This is a genomic window from Paraglaciecola sp. 25GB23A (genome assembly GCF_040012495.1).
Classification (GTDB): domain Bacteria; phylum Pseudomonadota; class Gammaproteobacteria; order Enterobacterales; family Alteromonadaceae; genus Paraglaciecola.
Genome location: NZ_JBDYKM010000001.1, coordinates 442,125 through 462,666, shown reverse-complemented (window position 1 = coordinate 462,666; position 20,542 = coordinate 442,125). Strand labels below are relative to the sequence as shown.

The following is a 20,542-nucleotide window of genomic DNA, read 5'->3' as shown; positions in this document are numbered from 1 at the left end:
ATTAATATTCCAAACTGAGCGTTCAACTACAAACTTGTTCGCCGGTCAATCCAAAACGACGTTGACGCTCAGAAAAATTCGTTACAGCCTGAAGAAACACTTCTTCACTGAAATCAGGCCAATATACATCAGTAAAATACAACTCGGCATAAGCCAATTGCCATAATAAAAAGTTACTGATGCGTTGTTCACCACCGGTACGAATTAATAAATCCACTTCCGGCAGATCATTTGCGCAGGTATAAGAATGGAATAGCGTTTCAGAAATATCGTCTAATACTATCTTTCCATCTTGCACTTGCGCGCACATTGTCTTCGCGGCGTTGACTATATCCCACTTTCCACCGTAATTCGCAGCAATGTTTAAGGTTAAACCAGTGTTATTGGCTGTCATCGTTTCAGCTTTGCTTATTTTATCGACTAATTTAGCATCAAAACGGCTGATATCTCCAATAACTCTCAGTCTCACCTTATTTTTATGTAATTTTTTAACTTCACTGCTTAACACTAATTTAAACAGCTCCATCAATACTCTGACCTCTTCTACCGGTCTATTCCAATTTTCACTGCTAAAGGCAAATAAGGTCAGCACAGCAATATCATTCTTAATTGCAAAAGATACCGACGCCTTTACTGCATCAACACCAGCTTTGTGGCCAAAGGTACGAATCTTACCTTTTTGTTTCGCCCAACGGCCATTACCATCCATGATAATAGCCACATGCTTAGGCATAATAGGGTCAACAATATGATTTTCCATTTCCATTAAATTAACGACACCTACTTAGACTTCCATTAAATCGTGTTCTTTTTGAGCAAGAATTTCATCAATTTGTTTGATAAAAACATCAGTCGTTTTTTGCACTGAGTCTTCACCGCGGTGTGCATCATCTTCGCTGATCTCTTTTTCTTTCAGCAGCTCTTTAATATCATTGTTAGCGTCACGACGAATACTACGTATCACAACCCTGCCACCTTCGGCTTCAGCACGTACAATCTTGATTAAATCTTTGCGGCGCTGTTCAGTTAATGCTGGCATTGGGATGCGCATAACAGAGCCTGCACTCATTGGATTTAGACCCAAGTCAGATTGCATTATGGCCTTTTCAACCGCTGTTGCCGCTGCTTTGTCAAAAACGGTTAGCGCAAGCGTGCGTGAATCTTCTGCGATGATATTCGCCAACTGCCTGATTGGCGTTGGGGTGCCATAATAAGGCACCATGATACTATCCAGTAATCCTGGATGTGCTCTACCAGTGCGAATCTTCGCTAACTGGCCACGTAGAGCAACAATACTTTTTTCCATGCGCTGGCGCGCGTCCTCATTAATGTCATCAATCACGATAATTTTCCTATTTTTGTAGTCATTTTTCGGGGTGGCAAATTAATGTGCCTTCATCTTCACCCATTACCACTGCTTTTAAGCAGCCAGGTTTATTCATATTGAATACTCTGATTGGCATATTATGGTCTCTAGCTAAAGTAAAGGCAGCTAAATCCATTACTTTCAATTCTTTATCTAATACTTCATTGTAAGTTAATGTTTTATACATCACTGCATTTGGGTTTTTAACCGGATCTGCGTTATATACACCATTCACTTTAGTTGCTTTAAATACCGCATCTGCTTCTATTTCAATACCGCGCAAACACGCAGCTGAATCAGTGGTAAAAAATGGATTTCCAGTCCCTGCTGAAAAAATCACTACACGACCTGACTTCAGCAAACTAATGGCTTCAGCCCAATTATAGTCATCACATACACCATTAAGTGGAATAGCAGACATTAATCTGGCATTCACAGAAGCACGGTGTAGTGCGTCTCGCATAGCTAAGCCATTCATTACCGTCGCTAACATACCCATGTGATCCCCTACAACACGGTTCATGCCGGCTTTGGCTAGGCCTTCACCTCTAAATAAGTTACCACCACCAATAACAAGACCAACTTGAATACCCAGTTCAACCAATTCTTTGATTTCTTGCGCCATGCGCTCAAGTACTTTGGGATCGATGCCAAAGCCTTCTTCTCCCATTAACGCTTCTCCACTGAGCTTCAACAAAATTCTGCGATAGACGGATTTAGGAGCAATATTCATAGATTGGCATTTCCTTAGGTTTATAACTGTGTCGAAGGTAAGCTATTTAATGCTTAAAAAAAAGCACCTCAAGTTGAGGTGCCCGTAGTTTATATGACAATGGCTTTTGGCAAAAGCCAAAGGCACATTTATTTCTTAGCAGCAGCCATTTGAGCGGCAACTTCAGCTGCGAAATCATCTTGTTTCTTTTCAATACCTTCACCCACTTCAAAACGCACGAAGCTAACCACTTCTGCACCTTTTGATTTAAGTAAAGCAGCAACAAGTATGCTTGGATCTTTGATAAACGGTTGACCCGTTAAACTAATTTCACCAGTAAACTTGTTCATACGACCAGAAACCATTTTTTCAGCGATATCAGCAGGTTTGCCTGACTGCATAGCGATGTCTAATTGGATCTCTTTTTCTTTAGCAACAACTTCAGCAGGCACATCTTCAGGTCTTACGAACTGAGGATTAGACGCCGCTACGTGCATTGCGATATCTTTAGCTAATTCTTCGTCACCACCTTTAAGGATAGCTAGAACGCCGATACGTGCACTGTGAACATAAGCGCCAAGATTGTCACCCTCTAAAGAGATAACACGACGCGGACTAATGTTTTCACCGATTTTAGAAACCAAAGTGTCACGTACTTCGCTTACTTTGCTACCATCAATATCAAGACCATTTAAGGTTTCCATATCGTTTGCTTTGTTAGCATGAGCCACATTGATGAGTTTATCACCAAAGGCAACAAAACTTTTGTCACGAGCGGCAAAATCAGTTTCGCTATTCAATTCCAACATGGTGGCAACACCATTTTCAACTTTGGTCAAAATCACGCCTTCAGCGGCTATACGGCCAGCTTTTTTCGCGGCTTTTGCTTGACCAGACTTACGCATGTTTTCAATTGCAAGTTCAATATCACCATTGGCTTCAACCAATGCATTTTTACAATCTAACATGCCGGCGGCTGTACGCTCGCGCAATTCTTTAACTAGGGCTGCAGTCACTGCCATTTTCGTTTCCTCAGCAAATAAAATTCTTGGTTAACTATTAAAAACAGGGGCAGTTGCCCCTGAAATTTATTTTTTCGTTAGTGCAGAAAGGCCTGCACCTAGACAAGATAACTCCGTTGTGCAGGTGATTACTCAGCTGCTTCTACGAACTCGCCTTTTTCAGCTTGAACTACTAGGTCTTTTTCACGACCTTCAATAACAGCTGCTGCTGCGGCGTTCAAATATAATTGAACAGCACGAATAGCATCGTCATTACCAGGTACGATGTAATCAACACCATCTGGGCTTGAGTTAGTATCAACAATAGAGATAACTGGAATACCAAGGTTTCTAGCTTCAGTGATAGCAATGTGCTCATGGTCAGCATCAACAACGAATAAGACGTCAGGTAAACCGCCCATGTTTTTGATACCACCTAGGCTGCTTTCTAGTTTGGCCATTTCACGTTGTAACATCAGTACTTCTTTTTTGCCGATTTTTTCAAACGTACCATCTTGGCTTTGCTGCTCAAGATCTTTTAAACGTTTGATTGATTGACGAACTGTTTTCCAGTTAGTCAACATACCACCCAACCAACGCTTATTTACATAAAACTGGTCGCATTTATCAGCAGCTTCTTTAACTGCGTCACTTGCTGCGCGTTTGGTACCAACGAATAAGATCTTACCTTTCTTAGCAGCAACACTGCCAACAAAGCTTAATGCTTCATTAAACATTGGAACTGTTTTTTCTAAGTTAATGATATGAACTTTGTTACGTGAACCGAAAATGAAAGGTTTCATTTTTGGGTTCCAATAACGAGTTTGGTGACCAAAGTGAACGCCTGCTTGAAGCATGTCGCGCATAGATACATTTGCCATTATAAATTCCTCAATATGGGGTTAGGCCTCCATATATCCCAGCACTCGATCGCCTACCTAATATCTTGGTAGAAGACACCCCGAACACTGTGTCGATATATGTGTGTTATTTAAGTTAGTTTACCGACAATTAACACGGCTATTTTAACCATGCTAATTTCAGCGGGGCGCTTTATACCATGCAAAAAGACAATATTCAAGTTTAAGCTGCAGAGTCTATACATCACTTTGCTGAAAAGTTAAGATACAACCAGCATTCACCGTTTGTGAATAATTTGACTTTTAAATAGGATAAACGTTTTGCCTGCGACGATAAAAACAGCCCCTGAAATAGAGAAAATGCGTGTAGCGGGTCGTCTTGCCGCCGATGTATTACAAATGATTGGTCCCTTTGTAAAAAAAGGGGTGACGACTGAAGAATTGAACCAGATTTGCCATGACTATATTGTAGACGTGCAGCAAGCGATTCCTGCACCGCTCAACTATGGCCGTCCTCCCTTCCCCAAATCAATTTGTACCTCAGTGAATCATGTCATTTGCCACGGTATCCCATCTGATAAAAACCTTAAAGATGGCGATATAGTCAACATTGACGTAACCGTCATAAAAGATGGTTATCATGGTGACACATCTAAAATGTTTGTGGTGGGTAAACCCAGTATTCTCGCGGAACGGTTAATTCGAGTTACCCAAGAGTCTTTGTACAAAGCCATCAAATTAGTTAAACCTGGCATACGCTTAGGCGATATTGGCCATGTTATTCAGCAGTACGCTGAAAGCCATAATTATACTATTGTGCGCGAATATTGCGGGCACGGAATTGGCGCAAACTTTCATGAAGATCCGCAAGTAGTGCATTACGGTAAACCCAACACTGGGGAAGTATTGGAGGAAGGTATGTGTTTTACCATCGAACCGATGATCAATGCCGGTCAGAGACAATCCAAGGTCCTACCTGACAAATGGACGGTCGTCACTAAAGATCGTAGTTTAAGTGCCCAATGGGAACATACCTTATTAGTCACCAAAGATGGGGTGGAAATCCTGACCCTCAGAGATGACGAACAGATTGACCGCATCATTAGTCATTAAAATTATAAGCTAGCTTGATATCAAGCTAGCAAAATACTTTGTTAACTGACACAGTAACTCTCAACAAAAACATTAACTTAACAGTGTTTAACGTTATTAAAAACTCTTTGTAGAGTGACTCCCTGACGTCTATTAAAAGGAATCTAGCTTGTCGTTACAAAGCCTAATTGCACAAATTAAACTCATAAATTCAGCCGATAACATTAAAGGTTTCAAGGCTTGCATTGCCAACAGTTATGATTGGCTAAACAGTGAGTTTAGCGGTGGAGACGTGACAGGCTTAGTCACCGGCCGTGCAACATTTATCGATAGTTTGTTAAGGCACTTATGGCGTTTAGTCGAGCTTAATCAGCAAAAGCATCTCAGTTTAGTTGCTGTGGGAGGATATGGTCGGGGTCAATTACAACCTTATTCCGATATTGATTTACTCATATTGAGCAGTAAAACATATTCCAAAAGCCAACAAGAAAGCATTAGCCGATTCATTACCTTGCTGTGGGATATTGGTCTAGATCTTGGTCAATCAGTGCGTACTATTAAAGAAACCTTCAATAATGCGAAACAAGACGTCACCATTGCCACCAATTTAGTCGAAGCTCGCCTACTGGCAGGTAGTCAAGATACCTTTGATGAACTTCACAACAAGTTACAATCTCGCTCTTATTGGAGCAGCAAAGATTTCTTTTTAGCTAAACTGGAAGAACAGACACACCGGCATTCTAAATTTAAAGGCACTTCCTATAATCTTGAACCAAATATAAAAGAAAGTCCCGGCTGTTTGCGTGACATTCAGTCTATCGGTTGGGTGGCTAAAAAACATTTTAAAGTAGTTGATGGCACTGAACTGATTGAAAAAGGCTATTTTAACGAACAAGAATTTGAAGAGTTAATCGAATGCCGCGATCATTTATGGCGTATTCGTTTTGCTTTGCATCTTATCGCTGGACGCAGTGAAAACCGTTTATTATTCGACTTCCAAACGGATGTGGCGGCTAAACTAGGTTACGGTGAAGATGGTAAAGCCTCTGTCGAACGCATGATGAAAAGCTTTTTCCGCACCGTCCGTCGCATTAGTGAGTTGAACGAAATGTTATTGCAACGTTTTAGTTCAGACGTACTGGCCACTAAGGTTAAGTCTATAGAGGTAATTAATACCGATTTTGAATCACTTGATGGTCTTATTGCACCTCGCGGTAATGATGTTTTTGACGTCCCAGAAGATATTCTAAGATTTTTATTACTTATCGCAGACCATCCCGGTATCGTAGGCTTACATTCCAGTTGTTTACGTCAGTTACGCTTAGCTAGACGTAAGTTTCACAGCCAGTATTTTTCTGAACGCCCTGAATCGCGCATTTTGTTTATGCAGCTAATGAAACATCCCAACTTTTTTGCCATTGCCTGGGATATCACCCACAAACACGGCATCATTCAAGCCTACCTAGCCCAATGGGATCATATTGTGGGCATGATGCAATTCGATTTATTTCATGCTTACACGGTGGATGAACACACCCATCGACTGGTTAAAAATGTACATCACTATGGTTTGCCGGAGAACAAAGATTTTCCGCGCTGTGGGCGCATTGTTAAAAACTTAGATAAACCAGAGTTATTATACATTGCCGCCATATTTCACGATATTGGCAAAGGGCGTAACGGTGACCATTCGAAATTAGGTGCCATAGACGCCGAAGAATTTTGTATCGCCCATCAAATTGAAAATAAGGACGCTGAGTTAATTAAGTGGTTGGTAGAAAACCACTTATTGATGTCAGTCATTGCTCAGCGACGAGATATCTACGATGCGGATGTTATCAATGATTTTGCCAATCAAGTGCGCACGCATAATAATCTGAATACGCTTTATGTGCTCACTTTGGCTGATATTCGCGCTACCAACGATAATCTATGGAATGATTGGAAAGCCTCATTGTTACGTGAGCTATATTTATTAACTCAAAAAGCCTTGGATAATGGTCTTGAATGCAAGGTGGCTATTCAAGATAGGGTGGATGAACATCAAACCAAAGCTAAAGCCATTTTGTTAGAGAATGGTGTGAACTCTACGCAAATTGAACAATTTTGGAAGCGCCTTAGTGACGACTATTTTGCCCGATTTAAACCGGAACAAATAGCCTGGCATGCCAATGTTATTCTTGCTTCACATCCAATGACTGATGACTTTTTACTGGTTGAAGCCAATGAGTCCACTGCAAAATCAGGTACTGAGCTGATTGTTTATGGCAAGATGAAGAAAAACATGTTTGCCCAAATAGCATCAGTTCTCGATAGTCGCAATGTGTCTATCCATGATGCCCAGATAATGCGCACTCATGACGGATATGTGTTTGATAGTTTTATCATACTTGAACAAAACGGTGACCGCATTGAATCCCTTTCAAGACTCAATAGCTTGAAAAAAGCAGTTGAGACCCAGCTCACCAAACCGGGACAAGACCACAGTAATAAACGCAAAATGTCACGACAAATGAAACAACTAGACGTGCCGACCAAGGTCCGTTTTTATCCTGGCCACAGTAATGTTACCTTAGTCGAATTAGAAGCCCTTGATGCGCCCGGTTTATTAGCCAAGATTGGTGAACTTTTTGTCGAGTTAGAATTCAACCTACACATGGCTAAAATTTCCACTATTGGTGAACGAGCAGAAGATTTATTTATTGTGAGCAGCAAAGACAACACCCAGTTAACGCAAAATCAGCAAGTGCAATTCAAAGCTCGATTAAACGAGACCTTGCACTGAATATAAGGTTTTTCTAATATCTATTGGTGTAACAAAAAAGGCTTTTCAAAGCCTTTTTTGTTACGCACTGGCCCTATTAAGTTCTGGTTTAGGTATACGCAGTAACTTAAACGCGATGAGCCACAAGCAGATAAAAACAATAGGTGCCGGGATCATCATTGCAAAACGGTAAAATGAAAGCCCATATGTAAACCAGTCAGGCTTATTTACTGTCGTATCCGTTTGATCACTAGCAGATATTCTTGGGTCCAAATCTCCGCTAAGCGCCGAGTACTGTTGCTCGATGCTTAACTCACTCAAATTACTTAGGTTACTGCCTAAGTCTAAGTTCGTTGTTTTAAATACGTAACAATTCAAGCCTTGTTCATACGACACTTCAGCTGCTTTGAGTACAAAGCTTAAGGATAGAAAAACAAAACTAAACGAAAGTAATACAAAACTCCTCAATATTATTAGCATGATGATCACATTTCCCTTCTATAAACTACTATCCCACGTTTTTAAAATATTCTAATCCAGAGTATTTTTTTTCACAAAAACGCTTTAAAACAAAGGGATAGAAAACTTTTGATAAACTAAAAATAGCTTAAATTACGAATTAATGTGTGACAAATGCAAAATTAATTACCTTCGGGTTAGTTTTATTTATCTGACCACCCTAACTGAATTAACAGTTCATCAAGCCAAGATTCAAAAGCCTTTAATATCGGTTTGTCTTGATCTTTTTTACGATAAACCAAACAAGGTTCACCATAAAAACTGCTTTTATTACCGAAGGGAGTTATTAGGTCTCCGCGTTTTATTGAGGCAGAAATAATAGGTAAATATCCCATGGCAATTCCTGCCCCACTTTGTGTGGCATCTAATACAGCACGAAAACTATTCAATAATAATTCATTAGTGGAGGGCGCCTGGTAACCCCATTGTTTAAGCCACAAAGGCCAGTTGCCCATATCAACTGATGTGCGGATAAGGCGACAATTTTCTAAGGTGGTTAAATTTGCTTGTGGGTTTTTATCTAAATAGCTAGGACTGCATACCGGCGCAATAGCGATCTTAAAAATAGGTTTGTAGATCAAATTAGGTTCATCGCCTTTTACCCGACGAATAGCCACATCAATATTGTTAATTGCAAAGTCCGTTCTGGATGCATCTGAATCAATTTGAATATTAAAGCTCGCTTGAGATTCTTGAAAAGAGTGAATATGCGGCGCAAGCAAGGTGCTGACTAACATCGGCACGGTGTTAATAACGAACGTCGATTTAGTATTATTTGTAAGCAATTCATTGGTGGCGCTTTGCAATTGCTGTAAAGCAGATTGCACTTGAGCAAAGTACTGCTCCCCTATGCTACTCAAAACTAGCGAACGGTTCAGACGAGTAAATAGCACAATCCCAAGTTGCGTCTCTAAAGTCCGGATCTGGTGACTGACTGCAGGGGGAGTAATACACAATTCTTCAGCCGCTTTTTTAAAACTCAAATGACGCGCAGCCGATTCAAACACACGCAGTATATTTAATGAAGGTAAACGGTGATTGTTTTGTTTATTCAACTTCAACTCCAGAACAACGGCTGTGTCATTGTATGAATATAAAATGCCTTTGCGCTAATATCGTCAAGCACCAAGAGCATAAATTACATGAGCCTTAAACTGTATCAAGTAAAATTTATTCATCCGAGCAATTTAGTTCATCTAAACGCCATAAAAATAGCACTCATTTGTCACAAACCCTGAATACGCTAATGCAACTGCCTTAATTTATTTGTGAGCTTTATGTTTACTGTTGATGAAGTACTGACTAAACACTACCCTGGCGTAGCCAACCATCCGCTTTTATCTAAACCGCTCACATTTTTATTACGCAGACTGCTGCATGAGCGCGAAATGCATGAATTTGCTCAACTATATCCTCATGTGCGAGGTATTGATTTTGTTGAGCAAGTCCTCGATCACTTCAAAATATCTTATTCGGTAAGAGATGTAGAAAAGCAAAATATACCCAGTGAAGGTCGCTTAGTCATTATTGCCAACCATCCTATCGGTTCTTTAGATGCCTTAGCTCTTATTAAGTTGGTGGCTGAAATCAGAGCCGATATCAAGGTTGTTGCTAATCAACTCTTAATGGCCTTATCACCTTTGCAACCCCTACTATTACCTGTCAATAATATGCAAGGTGGCACACCTAAACAGCACATTCAGAATATTCAACAGCACTTGGAAAAAGAAGGCGTTATTATTGTTTTTCCAGCCGGAGAGGTATCGAGATTACGCCCGCAAGGTATTCGGGACACGGCTTGGCAAAGTGGTTTTTTACGCATTGCCAAACAAAGTAAGTCACCTATTTTGCCAGTATTCATTGATGCTAAAAATTCGCCGTTATTTTACAGCTTATCAATGGTTTACAAACCATTGGCCGCCATGTTGTTAGTTACTGAAATGTTTAAACAGCAACACAAACACTTACCTATGCGCATCGGTGAGATCATTCCCCTTGATGCTTTCAATAAGCTAAATTTACGTAAAAAACATCTAGTCTCATTATTTAAAAAACATCTCTACAAAATTGGACATGATAAAGCCGGCATATTTAAAACCCAAAAACCCATTGCCCTACCTGAAAGTCGAGTTGAACTGATCCATGCTTTGAAGAAAAACTGCGAACGTTTGGGCGCAACGCTAGACGGAAAAATAATCTATCTTTATCAGCACGTTGACAGCTCTCCAATAATGCGTGAGATAGGCAGATTGCGTGAAATAGCATTTCGCGCCGTAGGTGAAGGAACGAATAAAAAGCGTGATCTTGACCAATATGATCAAGATTATTTTCAGTTAATTTTATGGGATCCAGAAGAGCTAGAAATTGCTGGCGCCTACCGCTTTGGTGATGCTAAAAAATTAATTCAATCAAAGGGTCTCAAAGGTATTTACTCTTCGACGTTGTTTGACTACGGCCCGGGCATGGACCAATATTTTGAACAAGGACTTGAACTAGGACGAAGTTTTGTACAACCTAAATATTGGGGTAAACGGAGTTTAGACTACCTGTGGTATGGGATAGGTGCATTCTTGCAACGTCATCCGCAATACCGTTATTTATTTGGCCCGGTTAGTATGAGCAACAACTACCCCGCAGCCGCAAAAGATCTACTCGTTAGTTTTTACACCCTCTATTTTAAACATCCCGTAGCCACCGCAAAATCTAAAACTCCCTATATAATCAAGCCAACAGATATAGAATATTTTGTCGGTAACAACTATCAACAAGACTTTTCAACACTGAAGCACTTACTCGCCAATACGGGCGTAGCCGTGCCTATTCTTTACAAGCAATACACTGAAACCTACGAAGAAGGTGGAGTGCACTTTATAGACTTTAATGTTGACCCCGATTTTAGTGATTGTATTGACGGCTTGATATTGGCTGATATCAGTAAACTCAAAGCCAAAAAACGTAAACGGTATATGCCCAATGCAGCCATAGTAGACTCCGCACCAGATTGTCGCTAGACAACCGGCCTTCGCTGGGCGTATCAAGCGTAGCCTAGGTAAACGCTTAGCGACTGCAATGTGTTGCGTTGCGTTTTTGAAACGATGTATCGATAAGGTGTATATGATGTTCTGCCTTGCTGCATAGATGTTGGTCCCTTACCAAGCAGATCGTCAATAACGTGCTAACTCTCAACTCTAAAAATGTCATGATCCAAACGGTTACTCTTATCCCAAACAAGGCGTAGTGAGTGCATACAGGTATTATTAACACCGGTTTGGTCAAAAAGTAGAGGCTTAAAGTTGAATAATAAGTTAGGCGCAGAACAGCAATTTTTTTCTTACTATTTACAGCCGTCAGTAAAACTCTCGGTATGAGTTTTAAACATCGCCAGGGATGGCGTCAGTGCAGTGTGGGTCGTGGGAAGCAAAGCGCATGCTTTATCACCTAGTGGTGATAACAATACTAAGCACATGCTTTTGTGGCGCAGCACTTGGTCTTGGTGGCGGCAGCCCAAGATTAATGGGCACAGTGCATGCTCCGTGTCAGTAGTGCATGCGCTCAACGCTTTAAAAAAGTCCTGCTATCAGGCTTTCTTTTTGTCCAAAGTAATCACTTCGGCACTGTCTTCAGCTAATACTTGTTCGGCAGTAGTGCCTTTTAGTAACTTAGCTAGGGCGCCTGAATTTTTAGCCAGCATTATGCCTAACTCTTCAAGTACAGCACCTTCTATAGCGAGGCCTTTAGCTTCAATATACTCACTAAGGTTATCAGCCAAATCCAACATTTTGTCATATTTGTCTGCTTCTTTTTTATCTGCTGTCACAAACTTCTCTACCCCTTTATGTTCTACAACATAGCGAATGATAATGGCCATTTCAGCTTCCTCTGTTTATTACAATGAATTGATATACAACACAGTTAGACTACCACAAACACTGTATATTAAAACAGTATTTATTAATTTATTTCGCCTATAAAAAAACCAACATCATATGTTGGCTTTTTTGTTAGTTGGTTGGCACTATATTTTAATGGCCTTCACTGACTTGATTAACAGTATATCTTGGGATTTCAATCACTAGATCTGCGTCTTTAATAATTGCTTGGCAACCTAAACGAGAGTCTGACTCTAAACCCCAAGCTTTATCAAGCATATCTTCTTCTAGTTCATCACCTTCGTCTAAGGAATCGAAACCTTCGCGAACCAATACATGGCAGGTGGTACAGGCACAGACTTTTTCGCAAGCATGTTCTATCCCGATGCCATTAGACAGAGCCACATCGAGCACTGATACGCCAGACTTTGCTTCGATTACTGCACCATCTGGGCAAAGTTCTGGATGAGGTAAAAATATCACTTGAGGCATTACATTATTCCTGTTCTAAGATCGGTATTATCTATTAATTTTTTATATGGTATCAACTGATTGACCCGCAAAAGCCTTACGTATTGAATGATCCATTCTACGCTCTGCAAAGGCTTGGCTGAGTTTATCTATTTGCTCAATCGCCTGCTTAATGGCGTCTTTGTCTTCACCCAAAGCCGTTTGATTTAAATGACTTAAGCTATGCTCCAAAACTACAATTTCTTCAGCGCTAAGTAAGTCTTGGCCATCTGCTTGCAGCGCAGCTCGCAAGGTTTCCTCTACTCGGGCTGCTTCAACTTGTTGCTCTTTTAGCATACGCGCAGCCATATCTTCTTTAGCATGCTCCATCGATGCACTCAGCATTGCTGTGATACTGTTTTCATCTAAGCCGTATGAGGGTTTAACCACAATTTCAGCCTGCACTCCACTGGATTTTTCCATGGCAGTAACATTTAACAGCCCATCTGCATCAACTTGAAATGTTACTCGAATATGCGCAGCACCTGCGGCCATAGGTGGTATACCTGTTAGGGTGAATTTTGCTAATGAACGGCAATCGTCCATCAGCTCTCGTTCACCTTGCAGGACATGCACCATCATTGCGGTTTGACCGTCTTTAAAGGTAGTAAACTCTTGGGCCTTGGCCACGGGAATGGTGGTATTGCGATGAATAATTTTTTCTACCAAGCCGCCCATCGTTTCAATGCCTAACGACAAGGGCAATACATCAAGCAACAGCATATCACTGTCAGGTTTATTACCCACTAGTATATCAGCTTGGATCGCTGCGCCAATGGCAACAACTTTGTCAGGGTCAATAGATGTCAAAGGACTTTGACCAAAGAACTCACCAACTTGCTGACGTACATAGGGCACACGTGTCGAACCACCGACCAATACAACGGCCAGTATCTGTTCTTTCTCTAATTCAGCATCGCGCAGTGCACGACGACTAGCACGCAAAGTATTCTTAACCAGTGTCGCTATTAGCGCTTCAAATTTATCAACGCTAATAACGACATTATGTTCATTTTGCTGATCATCACTAAACACCACTGTTACTGCAGACTCTTGACTGAGGGTTTCTTTAGCAATTTTCGCCTGATCTAATAAAGTGCGGTGCAAGTTTTTAGAAAGCTGACCGCTTAGCCCACTTTTTTGACGGATGTATTCCACCAGCAACATATCAAAATCATCACCACCTAAGGCTGAATCTCCACCAGTGGCAAGTACTTCAAATATGCCTTTATTTAAGCGCAAAATAGAAATATCAAAGGTGCCTCCGCCTAGATCATAAACGGCGATTAGCCCTTCTTGACCTGAATCTAATCCGTAGGCAATCGCAGCCGCGGTGGGCTCATTTAATAAACGCAGTACTTTTAAACCAGCAAGCGTCGCAGCATCTTTGGTGCCTTGACGCTGTGCATCATCAAAATAAGCAGGCACCGTGATTACAGCACCGCTTAGTTCATCACCTAAAGTATGTTCTGCTCTTATACGTAAGGCACTTAAAATTTCAGCCGAGACCTGAATAGGGTTAACTTGGCCACTACTTACCTGCATTTGCACCGAGCCACTTTCTTGCTCGTTAAAGATATAGGGCAAGTTGGGATAAGCATGTTGGATATCACTCAAATCGCGGCCCAAAAACCGCTTTACTGACACTATCGTATTGGCTGGGTCGAGACTTGCCTGTTGTGCTGCTGCTTTGCCAACAACAACTTCATCAGATTGATAGTGTACAACTGAGGGCAATAAATCTTGGCCATCTTCATCGCTTAGCGTAGTTGCTTGCCCGCTACGTACACTGGCTACCAGAGAATTAGTGGTACCTAAATCGATGCCAATGGCCAATTTACGTTGGTGAGGAACGGCGCTGAGGCCGGGTTCGGATATTTGCAAAAATGCCATAATCTCGTTTCGTCTATTAGTCGTTTAAAGTAAAAATTAAAAGTCGTTAAGCTGTTCGTCTTTACGTTCAATCTCTTGACGTAATTTGTACATAAATTTTAATTTACGGATGACAAGTGCAGCTGACTGATTAGCCTGTTCACTACTTGAAACCAAAGCCTGCTCAAGTGCACCTAACTCTGACTGTATGATGTTTTTTATTTCGCCATCAAGTTCCGTCAGCTTTTTCTCTGGTTCAGCTTCACTATCAAGCTCTTCGAGTTGTTCTCGCCACTCCATTTGTTGCATTAAAAATGCATTATCTTGCAATGTTATTTGCTCGTGCTGTAAATCAATACCTCTAAGGCTGAGCATATATTCAGCGCGAGACAGTGGCGATTTTAATGTTTGATAAGCATCATTCACTTGCGCATTTTTTTGCACCGAGAGCAGACGGTCTCGATCGCTGGCGGTGGCAAACTTATCTGGATGGGTAAGTTGTTGCAGTTTTTGATAGGTTGTTGCCAGTTTGCCTAAGTCGATGTTGAAACTGACTTCGAGGTTAAACAGCTCAAAATAATTCATAGGGCTCGATTTACCTTGATAAGGACGGCTAAAGTAAGCCTTAGGCATTGAGGAGATAAGACAATATCCACTTGAATATTGTCTTATTTACACATTAAAGCTTTCGCCACAGCCACATTCACCGTTAGCGTTAGGGTTATTGAATTGAAACCCCTCATTTAAGCCTTCTTTAGCAAAATCGAGATGAGTGCCATCCAGATAAACCAAGCTTTTTCCATCAATAATGACTTTTAAGCCATTATCTTCAAAAACTGAGTCATCCGCATTCAACTCATCTACAAATTCAAGTACATAAGCCAAGCCTGAACAACCTGTTGTTTTTACTCCCAGCCGCAAACCGATCCCTGAACCTCTGTTGTTCAGAAAGCTCAGAGCTCTATTTGCTGCCGCTTCAGATACTTTAATACCCAAGGTATGGTCCTCTAACTCATTTGCCAATTTATTGATTATGTTTACTTTTATAATCAGCCACTGCCGCTTTAATGGCATCTTCTGCCAAGATAGAACAGTGAATTTTAACTGGCGGTAAGGCCAACTCGTGGGCAATATCGGTATTTTTAATCAATATCGCTTCGTCAATAGATTTGCCTTTGACCCATTCAGTTACCAATGAGCTAGAGGCAATAGCTGAGCCACAACCATAGGTTTTGAATTTTGCATCTTCGATAATGCCATTTGCATCTATCTTAAGTTGCAACTTCATCACATCTCCGCAAGCAGGAGCCCCTACCATACCAGTTGCGATACTTGGATCGTTCTTATCAAACCCACCAACGTTGCGGGGATTTTCGTAATGGTCGATTACTTTTTCACTATAAGCCATGGTATTTGCCTTCGTTCGAGCTAATGCGCTCGTTATTAACTAAAATTAACGTTCTTTACTCTTAAACCGTTTAGTGCTCGTTTGTTTTGAACACTGAGGGCGACACTATTAGTGATGTGCCCATTCAACTGTGCTTAAGTCGATACCTTCTTTATACATGTCCCACAAGGGTGACATTTCACGCAATTTGTCGATGGCGTTACGAATAACCCCAATCACATAATCAATTTCTGCCTCAGTTGTAAAGCGGCCCATGGTGAAGCGAATTGAACTGTGCGCCAATTCATCATTCAAACCTAAGGCACGCAATACGTAAGAAGGCTCAAGACTGGCTGAGGTACAAGCAGAACCAGAAGATACAGCCATATCTTTAAGCGCCATAATTAATGACTCGCCTTCAACATAAGCAAAACTGACATTTAAATTACCAGCAATACGATGTTCTAGGTCGCCGTTAATATAAACAGCTTCGATATCTTTAATACCGTCCCATAAACGATTACGCAACATCATTAAGCGTTCGTTCTCTGCGCCCATTTCCAATTTGGCAATATGGAAAGCTTCACCCATTCCAACGATTTGGTGAGTTGCCATGGTACCTGAACGCATGCCGCGCTCGTGACCACCGCCGTGCATTTGTGCTTCTAGGCGCACACGTGGTTTACGTCTTACATACAGAGCACCAATACCCTTGGGACCATAAGTTTTATGTGCTGAAAAGGACATTAAATCGACTTTCAAATTTTCTAAGTCAATCGGCACCTTGCCTGTACTTTGGGCTGCATCAACATGAAATAGTATCTTACGTGGACGGCAGATTTCACCTATAGCGGCAATATCTTGAATCACACCAATTTCGTTATTGACATGCATGATGCTGATTAAAATCGTATCAGGACGGATTGCAGCCACTAGCTTGTCTAAATCGACTAAACCATTAGGCTCAGGCGTTAAATAAGTAACTTCAAATCCTTCACGCTCAAGCTGACGGCAAGTGTCTAATACTGCTTTATGCTCAGTTTTAACCGTAATGATATGTTTGCCTTGCTTGGCATAAAAATTAGCCGCGCCTTTTATGCCCAAGTTGTTTGATTCTGTGGCACCAGAGGTAAATACGATCTCACGTGGATCAGCATTAACTAGCTCGGCAATTTGATTCCGGGCAATATCGACTGCCTCTTCTGCAACCCAACCAAAACGGTGAGACCGACTTGCTGGGTTACCAAAAACACCATCACTGGTTAAACAATCAGCCATTTTGGCTGCAACTCTAGGATCCACAGGAGTTGTTGATGAATAATCCAAATAAATGGGAAGCTTCATATCGCTCATTTTTTACTCCGCTTACAACTGCAAGTTAATTGAAATTTCGTTCGCAGCTAATTGATTAAAATGTTTGTTTTTATCCTGACGCTCAGCAATTATTTTAACATCTTGCTGCGTCATGAGTTCACCGAGAGTAATATTGTTTAGAAACATACTGATGCGTTCGCTTAAACCTTCCCACAAGTTGTGAGTTAGGCAACGCACGCCACTCTGGCAATCTGACATGCCTTGACAACGTGTCGCGTCAACAGACTCGTCTACCGCACGAATCACTTCGCCAATAGAGATGAGTGCAGCTTCTCGCCCTAACTTATATCCACCACCAGGACCACGCACACTCTCGACTAATTGTTCTTTACGTAATCTTGAAAACAATTGTTCAAGATAAGAGAGAGAAATTTCTTGTCGTTCAGATATGTCAGCTAAAGACACCGGCCCACGTTGTGAATGTAAGGATACATCCAGCATTGCTGTCACCGCATAACGGCCTTTAGATGTTAATTTCATAGACATTACTCGCTCAAAAAGTGACTAAATTCTCACATACCCTACTAAATTAGTCAAGTATATACCTGAGTGTTTTAGTAGGGTATTAATTATGCACTTTATATTTGCGGGTCAAAGGACTCTTTGGCTTGTTTACTATTAAGTTCAACCTGTTGATTAGTAAACTCTTCTAGTTCTAAGCTTGGCAAGGATTTACCACACACACCACCGCCCATTTTATTGATGGCAGCGCACATTTCTTCCACTTTAATGTCGATTAAATGCACATGATCAACCATCATGCCAATGGCATTAGCAACGGGATCAGGGTTATCTGCGGCAACAGCATAGGCATCAAAACCATATTTTTTCGCTATTTTTTCGCGATAACCATTTTTAGCTTTGTCTGCTTCTTTCTCACCTTGAGACTTTTGCATGACCACCCGACCAGGAATGCCGACGACGGTGGCTCCTTCAGGCACATCTCTAACCACCACTGAGTTTGAGCCCACTTTTGCACCTTTGCCCATGGTGATAGGACCCAGCACTTTGGCCCCTGCCCCAACTACCACGTTATCCATTAAAGTAGGGTGACGTTTACCTGCAGACCAGCTAGTACCGCCGAGGGTTACCCCATGATATATAGTAACGTCATCGCCAATCTCTGCGGTTTCACCAATTACCACTCCCATACCATGGTCGATGAAAAACCGTCGCCCTAAGGTGGCGCCTGGGTGAATTTCGACGCCAGTTAACCAACGTGAAAAAGTTGAAACAGAGCGCGCTAACCACAGCCAATTCGCCTTCCAAAGTCGATGGCTTAGACGATGCAACCAAATAGCATGTAAACCTGGATAGTTAAACAACACTTCCATCGTCGTACGCGCTGCTGGATCGCGATGAAAAACACTTTGAATATCTTCTTTAATGCGTTCAAACATAATTAGTCTTTCGCTTTAATAGTTTTTTCAATGGAGGCCAGAATACCACGCAAGATATTGAATTCTTGCTCATCCGGCCGAGCGCGGTTAAATAAGCGACGAAGCTTGGGCATTACCATACCCGGATGTTGTGGTTTTATAAAATTCGTTTTAAGTAGGGTTTGTTCCAAATGACTATAAAAAGCCTCTAGGTCATCAACCAAGGGATAAGGTTCAACTACTTCTTGCTCTCGGGTCATCTGCAAAGAAGCCATGCGAATTTCATAACACAGGGTTTGCACTGCTGCGGCTAAATTTAAAGAGCTGTATTCAGGGTTGGCAGGGATACACACATGAAAATGACATTGTTGTAATTCTTCATTACTCAAACCGTTATTTTCGCGTCCGAAGACCAAGGCAACTGGATATTGACTGACTTCAGCAACGAGTTTTTCACCACATTCTCTGGGTTCTAACATCGGCCATGACAAGGTACGCGAACGGGCACTCGTGCCAACGACCAGTCCACAGCCTGCTATTGCTTCCGCTAGAGTGGCAACTTGACGCGCACCAGCAAGTACATCACCAGCACCTGCCGCAAGAGCACTAGCCTGACCATCAGGAGGCGTCACCGGATCGACTAAAACCAGTTGGCTCAAACCCATCGTTTTCATGGCGCGCGCTGTTGAGCCAATATTGCCAGTATGAGAGGTGTTAACTAATACGATGCGGATATTTTCTAACATGACTTTACGCTAATTAAATAAGGGCGCGGATAATAGCAATAATTCAACTCACTGAACAGTTTGCTGACAAGGTCAATCTAGGATTTTTTAGCTCAAATTCATCATCTTAACCTGTCTTTGTTATAAAAATCTCCAGCAAAAATGCCTCATAATGAACTGTGTAGCAATACGCTTAAAATCAAAGGTCAGCAATTTATGATTGCGTAAATATGAATAGCTGGTAAACTGCGCGGCGATTTTTTGGTCAATCTTATGGGTTGGCCTGAGCTAACGTTCTTTTACAATTGGTGGTTTATCTATGCATCCTATGCTGAATATTGCAGTGCGTGCGGCACGTGTTGCCGGTACAATTATTTCTCGTGGTTTCGAGAATCAGTCTGACTTAATGACTCAAGCCAAAGGTGACAATGACTATGTCACACGAATCGATAAAGAAGCTGAACAAGCAATTATTAGCAAAATTAAACAATCTTACCCTGAGCACAGTTTTGTGGGTGAAGAAGGCGGCTTAGTTGCAGGCGACGATGATTACAAATGGATCATCGACCCCTTAGATGGCACCACTAATTTTATCAAAGGCATTCCTCACTTTGCAGTCTCTATTGCGCTAATGCACAAAGGCCGCTTAGATCAAGCCGTAGTATTCGACCCTATTCGTAGTGAGTTATTTACCGCAAGCAAAGGCGCCGGAGCCCAGCTTAATGGTTTTCGTATTCGTGCGAGTAAAGCACGTGAATTAAGTCAAACCGTATTAGCCACAGCCTTTCCTTTCAAAAATAAAGCCGCATTTCCAAAGTGTCTAGAAAGCTTTAGCAAAATATATATGGAAGCGGGTGATATACGTCGCTGTGGTTCTGCCGCCTTAGACTTAGCTTACGTTGCATGCGGACGCTATGATGGATATTGGGAAAGTGGCTTAAAACCTTGGGACATTGCTGGCGGCGAACTGTTAGTGCGTGAAGCCGGTGGTTTGGTAACAGATTTTAGCGGTGGTAACGATCCGATGAAAAAAGGTGAGATTGTTGCTGGTGCACCCAAAGTGGTTCAGGCGCTAGTTAAGCATCTTAAATAAGTTGAAATTAGCGTAGTTA

Annotated in this window: 21 protein-coding genes; 4 read left to right on the top strand and 17 right to left on the bottom strand. The window is 41.5% G+C overall.

What is annotated here, in order from left to right:
* Positions 1 to 22 precede the first annotated feature (22 nt).
* From uppS to rpsB, 5 genes are all read right to left on the bottom strand, one after another.
* The gene (uppS, locus tag ABKW31_RS01965) at positions 23 to 766 is read right to left on the bottom strand and encodes a polyprenyl diphosphate synthase (protein ID WP_348614515.1); all 744 of its coding nucleotides are present in this window, start codon (positions 764 to 766) and stop codon (positions 23 to 25) included.
* 18 nt (positions 767 to 784) lie between these two features.
* Entirely contained in the window at positions 785 to 1,342 is a 558-nt protein-coding gene (frr, locus tag ABKW31_RS01960) for a ribosome recycling factor (RefSeq protein WP_348614514.1), read from the bottom strand.
* 22 nt (positions 1,343 to 1,364) lie between these two features.
* Positions 1,365 to 2,099 carry a UMP kinase gene (pyrH, locus tag ABKW31_RS01955; protein ID WP_348614513.1) on the bottom strand — a complete coding sequence of 245 codons (735 nt, stop codon included), beginning with the start codon at positions 2,097 to 2,099 and terminating at the stop codon, positions 1,365 to 1,367.
* Positions 2,100 to 2,227: 128 nt separating this feature from the next.
* Positions 2,228 to 3,100 carry a translation elongation factor Ts gene (tsf, locus tag ABKW31_RS01950; protein ID WP_348614512.1) on the bottom strand — a complete coding sequence of 291 codons (873 nt, stop codon included), beginning with the start codon at positions 3,098 to 3,100 and terminating at the stop codon, positions 2,228 to 2,230.
* Between the two features lie 128 nt (positions 3,101 to 3,228).
* Complete coding sequence (rpsB, locus tag ABKW31_RS01945; protein WP_348614511.1) at positions 3,229 to 3,960, bottom strand: 30S ribosomal protein S2; 732 nt, start codon at positions 3,958 to 3,960, stop codon at positions 3,229 to 3,231.
* 300 nt (positions 3,961 to 4,260) lie between these two features.
* Between rpsB and map the strand changes: the two genes are divergently transcribed.
* Both map and glnD read left to right on the top strand, forming a co-directional pair.
* The gene (gene map / locus ABKW31_RS01940) at positions 4,261 to 5,052 is read left to right on the top strand and encodes a type I methionyl aminopeptidase (RefSeq protein WP_348614510.1); all 792 of its coding nucleotides are present in this window, start codon (positions 4,261 to 4,263) and stop codon (positions 5,050 to 5,052) included.
* 148 nt (positions 5,053 to 5,200) lie between these two features.
* Complete coding sequence (gene glnD / locus ABKW31_RS01935) at positions 5,201 to 7,816, top strand: [protein-PII] uridylyltransferase (RefSeq protein ID WP_348614509.1); 2,616 nt, start codon at positions 5,201 to 5,203, stop codon at positions 7,814 to 7,816.
* Between the two features lie 60 nt (positions 7,817 to 7,876).
* On the opposite strand, the gene ABKW31_RS01930 is transcribed toward glnD, so the two are convergent.
* Together ABKW31_RS01930 and ABKW31_RS01925 are read right to left on the bottom strand one after the other, a co-directional pair.
* Positions 7,877 to 8,275 (bottom strand): hypothetical protein, encoded by a 399-nt coding sequence (locus ABKW31_RS01930; RefSeq protein ID WP_348614508.1) that lies wholly within the window; start codon positions 8,273 to 8,275, stop codon positions 7,877 to 7,879.
* Between the two features lie 182 nt (positions 8,276 to 8,457).
* Positions 8,458 to 9,369, bottom strand: coding sequence for a LysR substrate-binding domain-containing protein (locus ABKW31_RS01925; protein WP_348614507.1), 912 nt, complete (start codon positions 9,367 to 9,369; stop codon positions 8,458 to 8,460).
* A 222-nt stretch (positions 9,370 to 9,591) separates the two neighbouring features.
* Here ABKW31_RS01925 and ABKW31_RS01920 point away from each other — a divergent pair, with 222 nt between their 5' ends.
* Entirely contained in the window at positions 9,592 to 11,325 is a 1,734-nt protein-coding gene (locus ABKW31_RS01920; RefSeq protein ID WP_348614506.1) for a GNAT family N-acyltransferase, read from the top strand.
* Positions 11,326 to 11,891: 566 nt separating this feature from the next.
* On the opposite strand, the gene ABKW31_RS01915 is transcribed toward ABKW31_RS01920, so the two are convergent.
* From ABKW31_RS01915 to trmJ, 10 genes are all read right to left on the bottom strand, one after another.
* On the bottom strand, positions 11,892 to 12,182 hold the full coding sequence (locus ABKW31_RS01915) for a YebG family protein (protein WP_348614505.1): 291 nt from the start codon (positions 12,180 to 12,182) through the stop codon (positions 11,892 to 11,894).
* Positions 12,183 to 12,336: 154 nt separating this feature from the next.
* Positions 12,337 to 12,675, bottom strand: a complete 339-nt coding sequence (fdx, locus tag ABKW31_RS01910) for an ISC system 2Fe-2S type ferredoxin (protein WP_348614504.1) — start codon at positions 12,673 to 12,675, stop codon at positions 12,337 to 12,339.
* Between the two features lie 42 nt (positions 12,676 to 12,717).
* Positions 12,718 to 14,586 carry a Fe-S protein assembly chaperone HscA gene (gene hscA / locus ABKW31_RS01905; RefSeq protein WP_348614503.1) on the bottom strand — a complete coding sequence of 623 codons (1,869 nt, stop codon included), beginning with the start codon at positions 14,584 to 14,586 and terminating at the stop codon, positions 12,718 to 12,720.
* Positions 14,587 to 14,622: 36 nt separating this feature from the next.
* Complete coding sequence (gene hscB / locus ABKW31_RS01900; RefSeq protein ID WP_348614502.1) at positions 14,623 to 15,150, bottom strand: co-chaperone HscB; 528 nt, start codon at positions 15,148 to 15,150, stop codon at positions 14,623 to 14,625.
* Positions 15,151 to 15,237: 87 nt separating this feature from the next.
* Positions 15,238 to 15,561, bottom strand: a complete 324-nt coding sequence (gene iscA, locus ABKW31_RS01895) for an iron-sulfur cluster assembly protein IscA (RefSeq protein WP_348614501.1) — start codon at positions 15,559 to 15,561, stop codon at positions 15,238 to 15,240.
* A gap of 28 nt (positions 15,562 to 15,589) precedes the next feature.
* The gene (iscU, locus tag ABKW31_RS01890) at positions 15,590 to 15,973 is read right to left on the bottom strand and encodes a Fe-S cluster assembly scaffold IscU (protein ID WP_348614500.1); all 384 of its coding nucleotides are present in this window, start codon (positions 15,971 to 15,973) and stop codon (positions 15,590 to 15,592) included.
* A gap of 108 nt (positions 15,974 to 16,081) precedes the next feature.
* Positions 16,082 to 17,305 (bottom strand): IscS subfamily cysteine desulfurase, encoded by a 1,224-nt coding sequence (locus ABKW31_RS01885; protein WP_348614498.1) that lies wholly within the window; start codon positions 17,303 to 17,305, stop codon positions 16,082 to 16,084.
* A 12-nt stretch (positions 17,306 to 17,317) separates the two neighbouring features.
* Positions 17,318 to 17,806, bottom strand: coding sequence for a Fe-S cluster assembly transcriptional regulator IscR (iscR, locus tag ABKW31_RS01880; RefSeq protein ID WP_348614496.1), 489 nt, complete (start codon positions 17,804 to 17,806; stop codon positions 17,318 to 17,320).
* A 98-nt stretch (positions 17,807 to 17,904) separates the two neighbouring features.
* Positions 17,905 to 18,726, bottom strand: coding sequence for a serine O-acetyltransferase (gene cysE / locus ABKW31_RS01875; protein WP_348614494.1), 822 nt, complete (start codon positions 18,724 to 18,726; stop codon positions 17,905 to 17,907).
* Positions 18,727 to 18,728: 2 nt separating this feature from the next.
* Entirely contained in the window at positions 18,729 to 19,451 is a 723-nt protein-coding gene (trmJ, locus tag ABKW31_RS01870) for a tRNA (cytosine(32)/uridine(32)-2'-O)-methyltransferase TrmJ (RefSeq protein WP_348614492.1), read from the bottom strand.
* A gap of 298 nt (positions 19,452 to 19,749) precedes the next feature.
* Between trmJ and suhB the strand changes: the two genes are divergently transcribed.
* Entirely contained in the window at positions 19,750 to 20,523 is a 774-nt protein-coding gene (gene suhB, locus ABKW31_RS01865) for an inositol-1-monophosphatase (RefSeq protein WP_348614491.1), read from the top strand.
* Positions 20,524 to 20,542 lie beyond the last annotated feature (19 nt).